Here is a 13,227-nt window from a genome sequence, read left to right as displayed (position 1 = left end):
CTGCCGCACGGGCAGCATTGACGAGGGCCCGATCGCAGGCCTACCTTGGCGAGGCACTGCCCCGCCCGCTTGATTTCCGCTTGATTGCCGGCAAGCCGGCCGCCGCGCTGCCGATACGTCCGCAGCGTGAACGCGGCACTTGCTTGCCCACTCCCGAATTCCCCCCTACCAATCCCGGCCTCAGAACATCTCGCGCTGCAGCCCCAGCGTGGACAACACCTTGCTGGAGATTTCCTCGATCGAGGTATTGGTGGTGCTCAACGAAGGAATGCGTTCCATCTGGAACATCCGCTCGGCAATGGCCACTTCGCGGCGGCAGGTTTCGGCCGCGCTGTAGCGCGAATTGGCGCGACGTTCCTGGCGGATCTGTTGCAGACGCTCCGGATCGATGGTCAGACCGAACAACTTGCTGCGGTAATTACGCAAGCGCGGCGGTAGCCGTTCGTCTTCCAGGTCTTCTTCGGTCAACGGATAGTTGGCGGCGCGGATGCCGTAATGCAAGGCCAGGTAGATGCAGGTCGGCGTCTTGCCCGCACGCGATACCGCGACCAGGATCACGTCGGCCTCGTCGTAATTGAGCGCAATGCCGTCGTCATGGCTGAGGGCGAAGTTCATCGCATTGATGCGGCGGTGATAGGTTTCGAAATCCACCATGCCGTGTGCACGCCCGACGCGCGAATGGCGCGGCGCATTGAGCTCGCGCTCCAGCGGCTCGATGAAGGGCGCAAATACGTCCAGCATCAAGGCCCCGCTCTCGGCCAGGATCATGCTCAACTGTGGATCGACGCACGAATTGACGACCACTGGACGCACCTGGTACCGCTCCCCGGCCGCGCGCACCCGCAGCGCCGCATCGCGTGCTTTTTCTGCATCATCAATGAACGACATGCGGTCGGTGACGAAGTTGAATCCGCTGAACTGGGTGAGCAGGCTGTGCCCAATCGTTTCAGCGGTGATACCGGTTCCATCGGACACGTAAAACACCGGCCGGATTGTTGACATCAAGACCACCTCTTTGAACTGGTGTCCAAAACTTACGGGTTCATGCTTGTGCAGATTCCGCTGTGCACTGCATCATAGCGGCTTCTTCCTACGGACGCGGCCATCCAGCCCGCTCGGGCGATGGCCATACGGAGCATCGCGCTTGAACGAGAATATCCTGTGGTTGCATGAGCTACGCCTGGCCGATCTGGCCCGCGTAGGCGGTAAGAATTCCTCGCTCGGCGAGATGATCGGCAACCTGGCCGGGCTGGGCGTGTCGGTTCCGGGTGGATATGCGACCACCGCCGAAGCTTTCAAGGACTTCATCGCACATAACGACCTGTCCAAGCGCATTTTCGACAAGCTCGAAACGCTGGATGTCGAAGACGTCAATGCCCTGACCGTGGCCGGCAAGGAAATCCGCGGCTGGGTGATCGACGCCCCGCTGCAACCGGAGCTGGACCGCGACATCCGCACTGCCTACGACACGCTGTGCGCCGAAAACGGCGGCGGCGAAGTGGCCGTGGCGGTGCGTTCGTCGGCCACCGCAGAAGACCTGCCGGACGCCTCGTTCGCCGGCCAGCAGGAAACCTTCCTCAACGTGACCGGCGCCGACGATGTGGTGCACAAGGTCAAGGAAGTGTTCGCCTCGCTCTATAACGATCGTGCAATCGCCTACCGCGTGCATCACGGCTTCAAGCACGAGGACGTGTTCCTGTCGGCAGGCGTGCAGTTGATGGTGCGCTCGGGCGTGGGTTCGTCGGGCGTGCTGTTCACGCTGGACACCGAATCCGGCTTCCGCGACGTGGTGTTCGTCACCTCCAGCTTCGGCCTGGGCGAGATGGTCGTGCAGGGCGCGGTCAATCCGGACGAATTCTACGTCTACAAGCCCACGCTCACGGCTGGCAAGCCGGCGATCCTGCGTCGCTCGCTGGGCAGTAAGGCCATTCGCATGGTGTATTCGGATGTGCCGGGCGAACGCGTGCGTATCGAAGACACGCCGGTGGAGCTGCGCAGCACCTTCTCGATCAGCGACGAGGACGTGCAGGAACTGTCCAAGCAGGCGCTGGTCATCGAAAAGCATTACGGCCGCCCGATGGATATCGAGTGGGCCAAGGACGGTGTCAGCGGCAAGCTGTTCATCGTGCAGGCGCGCCCGGAAACGGTGAAGTCGCGCAGCCACGCCACCCAGATCGAGCGCTTCTCGCTGGAGGCCAAGGACGCCAAGATCCTGGTCGAAGGCCGCGCAGTCGGTGCCAAGATCGGTAGCGGCGTCGCACGTGTGGTGCGCTCACTGGAAGACATGAATCGTGTCCAGGCCGGCGACGTGTTGATCGCCGACATGACCGACCCCGATTGGGAGCCGGTGATGAAGCGCGCCTCGGCGATCGTGACCAACCGTGGCGGACGCACTTGCCATGCGGCAATCATCGCGCGTGAGCTCGGCGTGCCGGCGGTGGTCGGCTCGGGCAATGCCACCGAGGTCATCAGCGACAGCCAGCGCGTGACCGTGAGCTGCGCCGAAGGCGATACCGGCTTCATCTACGACGGAGAGCTGGCGTTCGAGCGCACCACCACCGACCTGGGCAACATGCCGCCTGCCCCGCTCAAGATCATGATGAACGTGGCCAACCCGGAGCGCGCCTTCGACTTCGGCCAGCTGCCCAATGCCGGCATCGGCCTGGCGCGCCTGGAAATGATCATTGCCGCGCATATCGGCATCCACCCGAACGCGCTGCTGGAATACGACAAGCAGGACGCCGATGTCCGCAAGAAGATCGACGCCAAGATCGCCGGCTATGGCGACCCGGTGAGCTTCTACGTCAACCGTTTGGCCGAGGGCATCGCCACCCTCACTGCCTCGGTGGCGCCGAATACGGTGATCGTGCGCCTGTCGGACTTCAAGTCCAATGAGTACGCCAACCTAATCGGCGGCTCACGCTACGAACCGCATGAAGAAAACCCGATGATCGGCTTCCGCGGCGCCAGCCGCTATGTCGATCCGTCCTTCACGAAGGCGTTTTCGCTGGAGTGCAAGGCGGTGCTGAAGGTGCGCAACGAGATGGGCCTGGACAACCTCTGGGTGATGATCCCGTTCGTGCGTACGCTGGAAGAAGGTCGCAAGGTGATCGAGGTGCTGGAGCAGAACGGGCTCAAGCAGGGCGAGAACGGCCTGAAGATCATCATGATGTGCGAGCTGCCGTCCAACGCGCTGCTGGCCGATGAATTCCTGGACATCTTCGACGGCTTCTCGATCGGTTCCAACGACCTGACCCAGCTCACCCTGGGCCTGGATCGCGATTCGTCGATCGTGGCGCATCTGTTCGACGAGCGGAATCCGGCGGTCAAGAAGCTGCTGTCGATGGCGATCAAGTCGGCGCGCGCCAAGGGTAAGTACGTCGGCATCTGCGGCCAGGGGCCGTCGGATCACCCGGAACTGGCGGAGTGGTTGATGCAGGAAGGCATCGAGTCGGTGTCCTTGAATCCTGACACTGTGGTCGATACCTGGCTGCGTCTGGCCAAACTCAAGAGCGAGAGCTGATGGGGCTGTTTGGTGCATTGATGGCAGCCGCTGCGGGAGCAGCGGCTGCCAAACCGGCGGCGGTGAAGACGGCCGAACCGGCATTTAACTGGTCGACCATCCCGTGGGCGCAGTACGCGCTCAACTGGGGAGTCGCATTGCTGATCGTGGTGATCGGCATGTGGCTGGCCAAGCAGCTGAGCCAATGGCTGCATCGTGTCCTGAGCCGTGCCCGGGTCGAGATCACCTTGACCAACTTCCTGCGCAATGTCGTCTATGCATTGCTGCTGGTCCTGGTATTTGTCAGTGCACTGAGCCAGATCGGTGTGCCGCCGACCTCGTTGATTGCGGTGCTGGGTGCGGCCGGCCTGGCCGTGGGTCTGGCCTTGAAGGACTCGCTGTCCAATATCGCCGCCGGGGTCATGCTGATCGTGTTGCGGCCGATGCGCGACGGCGACCACGTCGTCATTGCGGGCCAGGAAGGCATTGTCGACGAGATCCGGATCTTCCAGACCCGGGTGCGCTCGTTCGATGAGCGCATGATCACCCTGCCCAACAGCACGATCACCACCGCACCCATCATCAACTACAGCACCCTGCCCAACCGGCGTCTCGAGCTGACTGTTGGCGTGGGCTACGAAGACGATCTGAAAAAGGCCCAGCAGCTATTACTGCAGATCGCCAAGGACAATCCCAACATCCTGGAATCGCCCGCGCCGTTCGTGCAGGTGACCAATCTGGGCGAAAGCACGGTGGATCTGATGTTGTTTGCCTACGCCACCAACGGCAACTTCGGCGCGGCAAAGAGCACCACGCTGGAGCAGATCCGCAACCAGCTGCTGGAAAATGGTCTCAGCATTCCGTATCCGCAACGCGATCTGCATGTGTATCACCACGATGCCGACGGCAAGCCGATCTCGGAGCTGCTGCTCAAGGGCGTCACCGACGATGGCGACCTGACCAAGGGGCCACCGCTGGCACGCTGAGCCAGCGGTCGACGGCAAACAAAAGGCCGCATCGGAAGATGCGGCCTTTGTTGTTTTCGACGGGAATTACGGGGGCTTGCGTTCTCACGAAAGCGCGCACAGATGCTGACATCCCGCGATCGCATCAGCAGCCCGAGCTGCCGCTGCAGCGCCCCGATCAGCCCTGCACGCCTGCCTCGGTGTCACCGCCCAGTGCGCCCATGAACTGGCGATAGTGGCGCAGCTCGTCGATGGAATCGCGGACGTCGCTGAGTGCGGTATGCGCCGAGCTCTTGGCGAACCCGTTGGCCACCGTCGGCGCCCAGCGACGCGCCAGCTCCTTGATGGTGGAGACGTCCAGGTTGCGATAGTGGAAGTAGCGCTCCAGCCGCGACATCTGGCGGTGCAGGAAGCGGCGATCCTGGCAGATCGAATTGCCGCACATCGGCGAAGCGCCGGCGCGGATCCACTCGCTCAGGAATGCCACGGTCTGCGCTTCCGCCTGCGCATGGGTGACCTGGCTGTCCAGCACGCGTTGCCACAGTCCCGAGCGCCGATGCTGGTTGCGGTTCCACTCATCCATCGCCTCCAGGGTTTCCAGCGGATGGGCAATGGCCAGTTCCGGCCCTTCGGCAAGCACGTTCAACTGCGCATCGGTCACGATGGTGGCGATCTCGATGATGGAATCGCGATCGGTATCCAGGCCGGTCATCTCCAGATCGATCCAGATCAGTCGGTCGTTGCCTGCAAGGGTGTCTGCCATATCGCGGTCCTGTGGAGAGCCGTCGCCGGCCGGATGCTGGAAAGGGCGCGCATCATACCGCGGCAAGCCGCTCACGGCAGCAGCGGCGGCTTGCCGCGCTTGGCGCGGAAATAATTGGTCAGGCGCAGGCTGGCGTCGGCTGCCAGCACCCCACCGCTGACCTGCACACGGTGGTTGTGGCGCGGGTCGGCAAGCAGGTCGAACACGCTGCCGCAGGCGCCGGTCTTGGGGTCGCTTGCCGCGAACACCACGCGCGCGATGCGCGCATGGATCATGGTCATGGCGCACATCGCACATGGCTCCAGGGTGACGTAGAGCGTGCAGCCGATCAGGCGGTGATTGGCCAGCCGGCGGCCGCCCTCGCGCATGGCCATGATCTCGGCGTGCGCGCTGGGATCGTGACTGGCGATGTTGTAGTTCCAGCCCTCGCCCAGCAGTGTGCCGGCGGCGTCGACCAGCACCGCCCCTACCGGAATCTCGTCATAGTCGCGCTCGGCACGCTCGGCCAGGCGCAAGGCGTGCTGCATCCAGCGCGTGTCGAGCGCCGCCTGGGAGGCATCGAGCACTGCACCGGCCGGTGCGTCGGCCGACGTGTTCACGCGGCCGGACCGCCCTGGCGGCCAAGAAACGCGGCAAAGGCCGCCACGGTGGCCTCGCTGACATGGTGCTCGATGCCCTCGGCGTCGCGGCGGGCGGTGGCCTCGTCGATGCCAAGGGCAAGCAGGAAGCGTTCGACGATCTGGTGCCGCTGGCGACTGGACGCGGCCAATGCCTCGCCGGCCGGGGTCAGGAAGACGCCACGATACGGCCGCTGCACCACCCAGCCATCGCGCACCAGGCGCTTGAGCATCTTGGCCACGGTGGGTTGGGCCACGCCCAGGCGCGCGGCGATATCGACCTGGCGCGCCTCGCCGCCGTCCACCAGCAGGTCGGAGATCAGCTCCACGTAGTCCTCGACCAGCTCGGCGCGGCGCGCTTCGCGCACCTGGCGGAAGCTCTCCATATGCACCTGCGCATCGATCAGGGACGGCGTGGCCGCCTCCAGCTTTTCGCTCTTGCCCACCCTTGTCCTCGTCATCCCGTCCGGCCTCGCTGCCGGGGCGCCTAGTTTGAGGCACGCGGCCGATCAATACGATTGAGTTTGCCAATGCTCAACAGCATAGCACTTGCTATATCATCCCCTTGACTGTCCTTTACCTGCCGCGCATGTCCACCAATACCCCTGCGTCTGTCCGTTTGCACGCCGCGTCCACTGGTGGGCTGGGAGATCACCACGCCAGCGTGGCCGTCCCTGGCGGTGGCCACTGGTGGTTCCGGCTGCTGGCGTTCCTGGGGCCGGGCTACATGGTGTCGGTGGGGTACATGGACCCGGGCAACTGGGCCACCGACCTGGCCGGTGGTTCGCAGTTCGGCTACCTGCTGCTGTCGGTGATCCTGCTGTCCAACATCATGGCCATCGTGCTGCAGGGCCTGTCGGCGCGGCTGGGGATTGCCACCGGCCTGGACCTGGCGCAGGCCTGCCGGGCGCGCTACCCGCGCGGCGTGAATCTGGCCTTGTGGGGACTGTGCGAGCTGGCGATCATCGCCTGCGATCTGGCCGAAGTGATCGGCACGGCGATCGCGTTGAAGCTGCTGTTCGGCATCCCGCTGACGCTGGGCGCGATCATCACCGCAGTGGATGTGGTGCTGGTGCTGCTGTTGATGCACCGGGGCTTCCGTGCGCTGGAAGCATTCGTGATGGCCTTGCTGCTGATCATCTTCGTGTGTTTCGGCATCCAGATCGCGCTGGCGGCCCCGCCGGTTGCGGCGGTGCTGGGCGGCTTCATTCCGCACGCGCGCGTGGTCACCGACCCGCAGGCGCTGTACCTGGCGATCGGCATCATCGGGGCGACCGTAATGCCGCATAACCTGTATCTGCATTCCTCGATCGTGCAGACACGTGCGTACCCGCGTACCGATGACGGACGGCGCTCGGCACTGCGCTGGGCGGTCACCGACAGCACGGTGGCGCTGATGTTCGCATTGTTCATCAATGCCTCGATCCTGATCCTGGCCGCAGCGGTGTTTCATGCGCAAGGCCGCACCGACGTGCAGGAGATCGAACAGGCGCACGCGCTGCTGGCGCCGATGCTGGGCGTAGGCCTGGCCTCGACCCTGTTCGCAGTCGCCCTGCTCGCCTCCGGCGTCAACTCCACCGTGACCGCGACCCTGGCCGGGCAGATCGTGATGGAAGGCTTCCTGCAACTGCGGCTGCCACCATGGCTGCGCCGGTTGCTGACCCGCGGCATCGCCATCGTGCCGGTGGTGGTGGTGACCTGGTTGTACGGCGAAGCCGGCACCGCGCGGCTGCTGGTGCTGAGCCAGGTGGTGCTGTCGATGCAACTGCCGTTTGCGGTGATCCCGCTGGTGCGCTTCGTCGCCGACCGCCAACTGATGGGCGCGCTGGTGGCGCCGGCGTGGCTGGTGCGCGTGGCCTGGCTGATTGCCGCAGTGATCGTGGCCTTGAACGGCAAGCTGCTGTGGGATACCGCGCTGCACTGAGCGTCGCGTGCGGAGTGCGCTCTTCGACATCGCATTCGTGCGTTCCGGGCCCGTGCGCACGACGCAGCCCATCGATTGATCGCCGGGCAGAAGCAGCCCGTTTGCACTCCTGCGCGCTGACGGGCAGACCCTGCCACGTGCAGTGAGCGACGCGCTCACGCCTGCAGACGTCCAGGTAGCAGAGCGCACGCAGATGCAATCTGCAACGGCCCTGCAAGCGGTCTACTGCGCAGATGCACCGGCACGTCCGTGACTGCGCCGCACCCAATGGCGTGGGCACGCGCCGCATGGGATGCACTGCGCCATGCGACCGCCGGGCTGCATGCCCTCGCCCACAGGAGTTTCTATGGATCCGTTCGAGGCGCACCCGGCCGATGCCGGACGCCGCAGCTTTCTCATCTCCGGCACGGCAGCCGTGGCAGCGTTTTCGCTGCCCACGTTTGCCACGGCCGCGACGCCCACGCGCCCCGCGTCTGCCACCCCACCCCACTCGTCCACTCACGGAGTCAACCCGATGTCCAATTTCGTCAAACGCCCCGACGGGGCCGCCATTTTTTACAAGGACTGGGGCAAGGGCCAGCCGGTCGTGTTTGCACACGGTTGGCCACTCAGCGGCGATGCCTGGGACGCGCAGATGCTGTTCATGGGGCAGCACGGCTACCGCGTCATCGCACATGACCGCCGCAGCCATGGCCGTTCCAGCCAGACCTGGGACGGCAACAACATGGACACCTACGCCGACGACCTGGCCGCCGTGATCGACGCGCTGGACCTGAAGGACGCCATCCTGGTCGGCCATTCCACCGGCGGTGGCGAAGTGGCGCACTACGTGGGCCGTCATGGCAGCAAGCGCGTGGCCAAGGTGGTGCTGGTCGGCGCGGTGCCGCCGCAGATGGTCAAGAGCCCGACCAATCCCGGCGGCCTGCCGATGAGCGTGTTCGACGGCATCCGCGACGGCGTGGCCAAGGACCGCTCGCAGTTCTACCAGGACCTGGCCACGCCGTTCTTCGGCGCCAACCGCGACGGCAACAAGGTCACCCAGGGCATGCGTGACTCGTTCTGGCTGCAGGGGATGCTGGGCGGCCACAAGGGCCAGTACGACTGCATCAGGGAATTTTCCGAGGTCGACTACACTGCTGATCTGAAAAAGATCGATGTGCCGGCACTGGTGGTGCATGGCGACGACGACCAGATTGTCCCGATCGATGCATCGGCCAAGCTGTCGGCCAAGATCATCAAGAATGCCGAGCTGAAGATCTATGCGGGCGCGCCGCATGGCCTGACCCTCACCCACGCCGATCAGTTCAACAAGGATCTGCTGGCGTTCGCCAAGGCCTGATCGCTGCTGTCACGCGCACGACGAGGGCCGGCTCGTGAGAGCCGGCCCTTCCTGCGTTGACGATGCTGATGCTGGATCCGGGAAGGGCTGATCAACGGTGCGAGCAGTCTTCAGCTGGGTGTGTGCGGCACTGCTGTCTGCATCAACAGTATCCAGGTGCAGCGCTGCCTTATTGCAGCAACCAGTCGGCCAGCAGGAACCCGCCGCTCATTGCCACCACCAGCAGCGCACCGGTCAGGCGTGGCGGTGCCGGCAACGGCAGGTCGAGTAGACGACAGCCAACGCCAATCGCCAGTGCAAGCAGCACCCCGAGCAATGCCAGGCTCATGCGTCGCCCTGCCCAGCACTGCGGCCGCTGGGTCCGCCGCAATGCGTCAGATGACGTGCGGCACGCCGGGCCAGGAATCGGTCGGCCACTGCATAGCCGCATGTCATGGCCAGCACCAGCAGCGCGCCGACGAAGGCCGTCGGTGCTGGCGATGGAATGCCGGCGGCACGGCAACCGACGCCGATGGCCACGCCCAGCACGACACCGCCGATGAACTTCCAGTTCACGGCCATCAGATATCCGAATGCGCATGCGGCGGCACTGCCGCACCGCCGCCGCCAACGAAGTGGCGCACCACCGGCGCGCGTTCGCCCTGATGCAGGGCACGGATCTGTTCCTGCAGCTGGCGGTCATCGCCGGTGACGCGCTCGTGCTGTCGCAGGTGTTCCAACCACGAGGCGACGATGAAGTACTCGAGTTGCACTCCGGGCGTTGCCGCATCCTCGGCAATACCCCAGACCACCGCGCCATCGCGACGTCGCGCGTTGCCCAGCTGCGTCATCAGCTGCAGGAACGTGAGGCGCGCATCGGCGGCGATGCGGTATTCCACCGTCACCAGCACCGGGCCGCGATCGTGTTCCACCGCGTCCGATTGCGCCGGTGCGGGCCAGTGTCCGCCGGGTGCGAGGTCCAGCTGTTCGTTGCCGGCAATGCGCGCCCGCTTGACCAGCAGCGCGGCGATGACTGCTCCGGCGGCGGCGATCTGCAAGGCAACCGCGATCGAGGTGCGCTGCGCCAGTGCGCCCCATAGCAGCGAGCCGGCCGCCATGCCTGCCGAAAACACCACGATGTACAACGACAGTGCGCGCGCGCGCACCCAGGCAGGCACTGCGGTCTGCGCGGCGATCTGCAACGACGACAACACGCTGATCCAGGCCAGGCCATTGACCACCATCACCACGCACAACACGCCGAGCTGACGCGACAGCGACAGCCCCAGCAACGAGGCCGCACACACCATGGTGGCGACCAACACCAGCAGGTCGCGGTCGTAGCGCGCGCGCAGGCGCGGCAGCAGCAGCGCACCGCTGATCGCGCCAATGCCGATGCAGCCCAGCAGGATGCCGTAACTGCCGGCGCCCAGCTGCATGTCGCGGCGGACCACCAGCGGCAGCAAGGCCGTCAATGCGCTGGCAAACAGGAAGAACCCGGCGGCCTTGATCAGCACCGCCTGCAGGCGCCCTGCGCGTGCGGCGTAGCGCAGGCCCGCACGCAGGCCCGCGCCGAAACTCTCCGGCGGCAACGCCGAAGCATCCGCTTCGCGGCGCCAGCGCCACAGCACCAGCAACATCAGGCCGAAGGTCACCCCGTTGAGCAGAAACGCCCACGGCGGCCCGAACTGCGCCACGATCAGCCCACCGATCGCCGGGCCGATCGAACGCGCGATGTTCATGCCGATCGAATTGAGCGCCACCGCCGAGGCCAGCATCGGGCGCGGCACCAGTTCCGACACAATCGCCGCCTGTGCCGGCATGGCCATCGCCGCCCCCATGCCCATCGCAAAGGTCAGTGCCACCAGCACCCAGGGAGTCAACAGGTGCAGATGCGCGAGTACCGCCAGCGCGCCGGCCACCAGCAGCATCCAGCCCTGGGTGAGCATCAGATAACGGCGGCGGTCGACGATGTCGGCCAGGGTGCCGGCGGCCAGGGCAAACAGCACCACCGGCAAGGTGGTGGCCGATTGCACCGCGGCCACCATCAGCGGTGAGCCGGTCTGCTCGGCCATGACCCAGGATGCGGCGACATCGTTGATCCAGGTGCCGATGTTACTGCCCAGAATCGCCAGCCACAGCGCACGAAAGATCGGCGCACGCAGCGGCGCCCAGGCACCGCCATCGGCAGGTGCGGCAGAAGAAGTCATTGCAGCAAGGCTCCAGGTGACGAAGCAGGATGAGTGGCGCAGCGCGGCCACACGCAGCTGTCTGCGCGTGGCAGCGCGGCCGGTGTCAGAACGCGAAGCATGAGCAGCCCAATGCGCCCCAGAAACCGCGCAGGTCGTCGCTGGGTGCTGCGTGCTGGGCCGCATGTTGGTACGGCCCGTGCGCCTGGCAGCCGTGGCCATGCACGTGGGCGGCGCCGGCCAGTGCACTGGCTCCGCCGCCCACGTGGTAGCCACCAAACCGGTTGACCGGTGACCAGTCCGGCATCGCAGGCGGCAAGCGCGGTGCCAGCGCCGCGAAGTCGCCATCGCCATGCACCACCTGCCCGCCCAAGACGGTGAGCACACTGGTGATGTCGGCAATGGCGGCGTCGTCGACACGAAAATAGTCGTCCGACAACACGATGAAGTCCGCCAGCTGCCCGGCCACCAGGGTGCCCTTGGTGGACTCGTCGCCGGAGAACCAGGCACTGCCCTGGGTCCACAGGCGCAGCGCCTGCTCGCGATCGAGCAAGTTTTCCTCGCCGTACAGGGCCAGCCCGCCGACGGTGCGCCCGGTCACCAGCCACGACAGCGCCACCCACGGGTTGTAGCTGGCCACCCGCGTGGCATCGGTGCCGGCACCCACCGGAACACCGGCAGCCAGCATGCGCCGCACCGGTGGCGTGTGCCGCGCCGCCTGCACGCCATAGCGCTCCACAAACGCCTCGCCCTGGTAGGCCATGCGGTGTTGCACGGCGATGCCGCCATTCAGCGCGCGGATGCGGTCGATGTTGCGCGGCGTGATGGTCTCGGCGTGATCGATGAACCAGTGCAGGCCATCGAACGGGATGTCGGCATTGACCTTCTCGTACACATCGAGAATGCGCTCGATGCTTTCGTCGTAGGTGGCGTGGATCCGGAACGGCCAGCGTTTTTCGACCAGCAGCCGCACCACCTGCTCCAGCTCGGGCTCCAGCTCCGGCGGCAACTCCGGCCGTGGCTCGCTGAACAATTCGAAGTCCGCCGCAGAGAACACCAGCATTTCGCCGGCACCGTTGTGACGCAGCAGGTCATCGCCCTTGCGCACCGGTAGCAGCTCGGTCCAGCCACGGAAGTCCTGCACCTCCTTGCCCTTGTTCTGGGTGAACAGGTTGTAGGCGATGCGCACGCTCAGCTGGCCGGCCGCATGCAGTTGTTCGATGACCTGGTAGTCCTCCGGATAATTCTGGAAGCCGCCGCCGGCATCGATCACCGAGGTGATGCCCAGGCGATTGAGTTCGCGCATGAAATGGCGGGTGGAATTGGCCTGGTATTCCACCGGCAGGCGCGGGCCCTTGGCGAGGCTTGCGTACAGGATCAGTGCATTGGGCTTGGCCAGCAGCAGACCGGTGGGATTGCCGAGCTTGTCGCGTTCGATACGCCCGCCGGGCGGGTCCTGCGTGTTCTTGTCGTAACCGCAGGCACGCAAGGCCGCACGATTGAGCAAGGCGCGATCGTACAGATGCAGCAGAAACACCGGTGTGTCCGGGGCGATCGCATTGATCTCTTCCAGCGTGGGCAGGCGCTTTTCGATGAACTGATGCGAGGTGAAACCGCCGACCACGCGCACCCATTGCGGCGCCGGAGTGCGATCGACCTGCGCCTTGAGCATGGCCATTGCATCGGCCAGCGAACGCACGCCATCCCAACGCAACTCCAGGTTGTAGTTGAGCCCGCCGCGAATCAGATGGGTATGGCTGTCGTTGAGGCCGGGCAGCAGGCGCCGTCCCTGTGCATCGATGATGCGGGCACCGTCAGCCATGGCCATGATCTGCGCATCGTCGCCAACCGCGACGATGCGCCCAGCGCTGACGGCAAGTGCGGTGGCACTGGGCCGACGCGGATCGAGCGTGGTGATGCGCGCATTGCGAACGACGAGATCGGCCATC

12 protein-coding genes are annotated in these 13,227 nt (G+C 65.3%); 4 read left to right on the top strand and 8 right to left on the bottom strand.

The window, feature by feature from the left end; genetic code table 11:
• Nucleotides 1-180 precede the first annotated feature (180 nt).
• A complete protein-coding gene (ppsR, locus tag ABQZ09_RS15710; RefSeq protein ID WP_349777337.1) occupies nt 181-1,002 on the bottom strand; it encodes a posphoenolpyruvate synthetase regulatory kinase/phosphorylase PpsR in 822 nt (273 codons plus the stop codon).
• 142 nt (nt 1,003-1,144) lie between these two features.
• On the opposite strand from ppsR, the gene ppsA reads away from it, so the two are divergent.
• Both ppsA and ABQZ09_RS15700 read left to right on the top strand, forming a co-directional pair.
• Nucleotides 1,145-3,523, top strand: coding sequence for a phosphoenolpyruvate synthase (gene ppsA, locus ABQZ09_RS15705; protein WP_349777336.1), 2,379 nt, complete (start codon nt 1,145-1,147; stop codon nt 3,521-3,523).
• Nucleotides 3,523-4,488 (top strand): mechanosensitive ion channel family protein, encoded by a 966-nt coding sequence (locus tag ABQZ09_RS15700; RefSeq protein WP_349777335.1) that lies wholly within the window; start codon nt 3,523-3,525, stop codon nt 4,486-4,488. Before ppsA ends, ABQZ09_RS15700 begins: the two co-directional genes overlap by 1 nt.
• Before the next feature lie 157 nt (nt 4,489-4,645).
• Here ABQZ09_RS15700 and orn read toward each other — a convergent pair whose 3' ends face one another.
• From orn to mntR, 3 genes are all read right to left on the bottom strand, one after another.
• Entirely contained in the window at nt 4,646-5,230 is a 585-nt protein-coding gene (gene orn, locus ABQZ09_RS15695; protein ID WP_039564095.1) for an oligoribonuclease, read from the bottom strand.
• Nucleotides 5,231-5,301: 71 nt separating this feature from the next.
• Nucleotides 5,302-5,757 carry a tRNA adenosine(34) deaminase TadA gene (gene tadA, locus ABQZ09_RS15690; protein WP_349777373.1) on the bottom strand — a complete coding sequence of 152 codons (456 nt, stop codon included), beginning with the start codon at nt 5,755-5,757 and terminating at the stop codon, nt 5,302-5,304.
• A gap of 68 nt (nt 5,758-5,825) precedes the next feature.
• Entirely contained in the window at nt 5,826-6,293 is a 468-nt protein-coding gene (gene mntR / locus ABQZ09_RS15685) for a manganese-binding transcriptional regulator MntR (protein ID WP_184555401.1), read from the bottom strand.
• 143 nt (nt 6,294-6,436) lie between these two features.
• Between mntR and ABQZ09_RS15680 the strand changes: the two genes are divergently transcribed.
• Entirely contained in the window at nt 6,437-7,771 is a 1,335-nt protein-coding gene (locus ABQZ09_RS15680; protein WP_184554485.1) for an Nramp family divalent metal transporter, read from the top strand.
• A gap of 514 nt (nt 7,772-8,285) precedes the next feature.
• Nucleotides 8,286-9,110: an alpha/beta fold hydrolase gene (locus tag ABQZ09_RS15675; protein WP_184555403.1), complete on the top strand. Its 825-nt coding sequence runs from the start codon at nt 8,286-8,288 to the stop codon at nt 9,108-9,110.
• Nucleotides 9,111-9,279: 169 nt separating this feature from the next.
• On the opposite strand, the gene ABQZ09_RS15670 is transcribed toward ABQZ09_RS15675, so the two are convergent.
• The 4 genes from ABQZ09_RS15670 to ABQZ09_RS15655 form a co-directional block, all read right to left on the bottom strand.
• Nucleotides 9,280-9,438, bottom strand: coding sequence for a XapX domain-containing protein (locus ABQZ09_RS15670; protein ID WP_039409705.1), 159 nt, complete (start codon nt 9,436-9,438; stop codon nt 9,280-9,282).
• On the bottom strand, nt 9,435-9,665 hold the full coding sequence (locus tag ABQZ09_RS15665; protein ID WP_039409767.1) for a DUF1427 family protein: 231 nt from the start codon (nt 9,663-9,665) through the stop codon (nt 9,435-9,437). The genes ABQZ09_RS15670 and ABQZ09_RS15665 overlap by 4 nt, the downstream gene beginning before the upstream one ends.
• Before the next feature lie 5 nt (nt 9,666-9,670).
• Nucleotides 9,671-11,299 carry an MFS transporter gene (locus tag ABQZ09_RS15660; RefSeq protein WP_349777334.1) on the bottom strand — a complete coding sequence of 543 codons (1,629 nt, stop codon included), beginning with the start codon at nt 11,297-11,299 and terminating at the stop codon, nt 9,671-9,673.
• 85 nt (nt 11,300-11,384) lie between these two features.
• Nucleotides 11,385-13,226 carry an amidohydrolase gene (locus tag ABQZ09_RS15655; RefSeq protein ID WP_349777372.1) on the bottom strand — a complete coding sequence of 614 codons (1,842 nt, stop codon included), beginning with the start codon at nt 13,224-13,226 and terminating at the stop codon, nt 11,385-11,387.
• Nucleotide 13,227 lies beyond the last annotated feature (1 nt).

The organism is Xanthomonas sp. WHRI 6106 (genome assembly GCF_040202405.1).
Classification (GTDB): domain Bacteria; phylum Pseudomonadota; class Gammaproteobacteria; order Xanthomonadales; family Xanthomonadaceae; genus Xanthomonas; species Xanthomonas cannabis.
This window is presented reverse-complemented; position numbering and strand designations above follow the sequence as displayed.

Coding starts and splice junctions, on each gene's coding strand:
- ppsR (WP_349777337.1), bottom strand. CDS start 1,002: ATGTCAACAATCCGGCCGGTGTTTTACGTGTCCGATGGAACCGGTATC.
- ABQZ09_RS15700 (WP_349777335.1), top strand. CDS start 3,523: ATGGGGCTGTTTGGTGCATTGATGGCAGCCGCTGCGGGAGCAGCGGCT.
- orn (WP_039564095.1), bottom strand. CDS start 5,230: ATGGCAGACACCCTTGCAGGCAACGACCGACTGATCTGGATCGATCTG.
- tadA (WP_349777373.1), bottom strand. CDS start 5,757: ATGCAGCACGCCTTGCGCCTGGCCGAGCGTGCCGAGCGCGACTATGAC.
- ABQZ09_RS15680 (WP_184554485.1), top strand. CDS start 6,437: ATGTCCACCAATACCCCTGCGTCTGTCCGTTTGCACGCCGCGTCCACT.
- ABQZ09_RS15675 (WP_184555403.1), top strand. CDS start 8,286: ATGTCCAATTTCGTCAAACGCCCCGACGGGGCCGCCATTTTTTACAAG.
- ABQZ09_RS15670 (WP_039409705.1), bottom strand. CDS start 9,438: ATGAGCCTGGCATTGCTCGGGGTGCTGCTTGCACTGGCGATTGGCGTT.
- ABQZ09_RS15660 (WP_349777334.1), bottom strand. CDS start 11,299: ATGACTTCTTCTGCCGCACCTGCCGATGGCGGTGCCTGGGCGCCGCTG.
- ABQZ09_RS15655 (WP_349777372.1), bottom strand. CDS start 13,226: ATGGCCGATCTCGTCGTTCGCAATGCGCGCATCACCACGCTCGATCCG.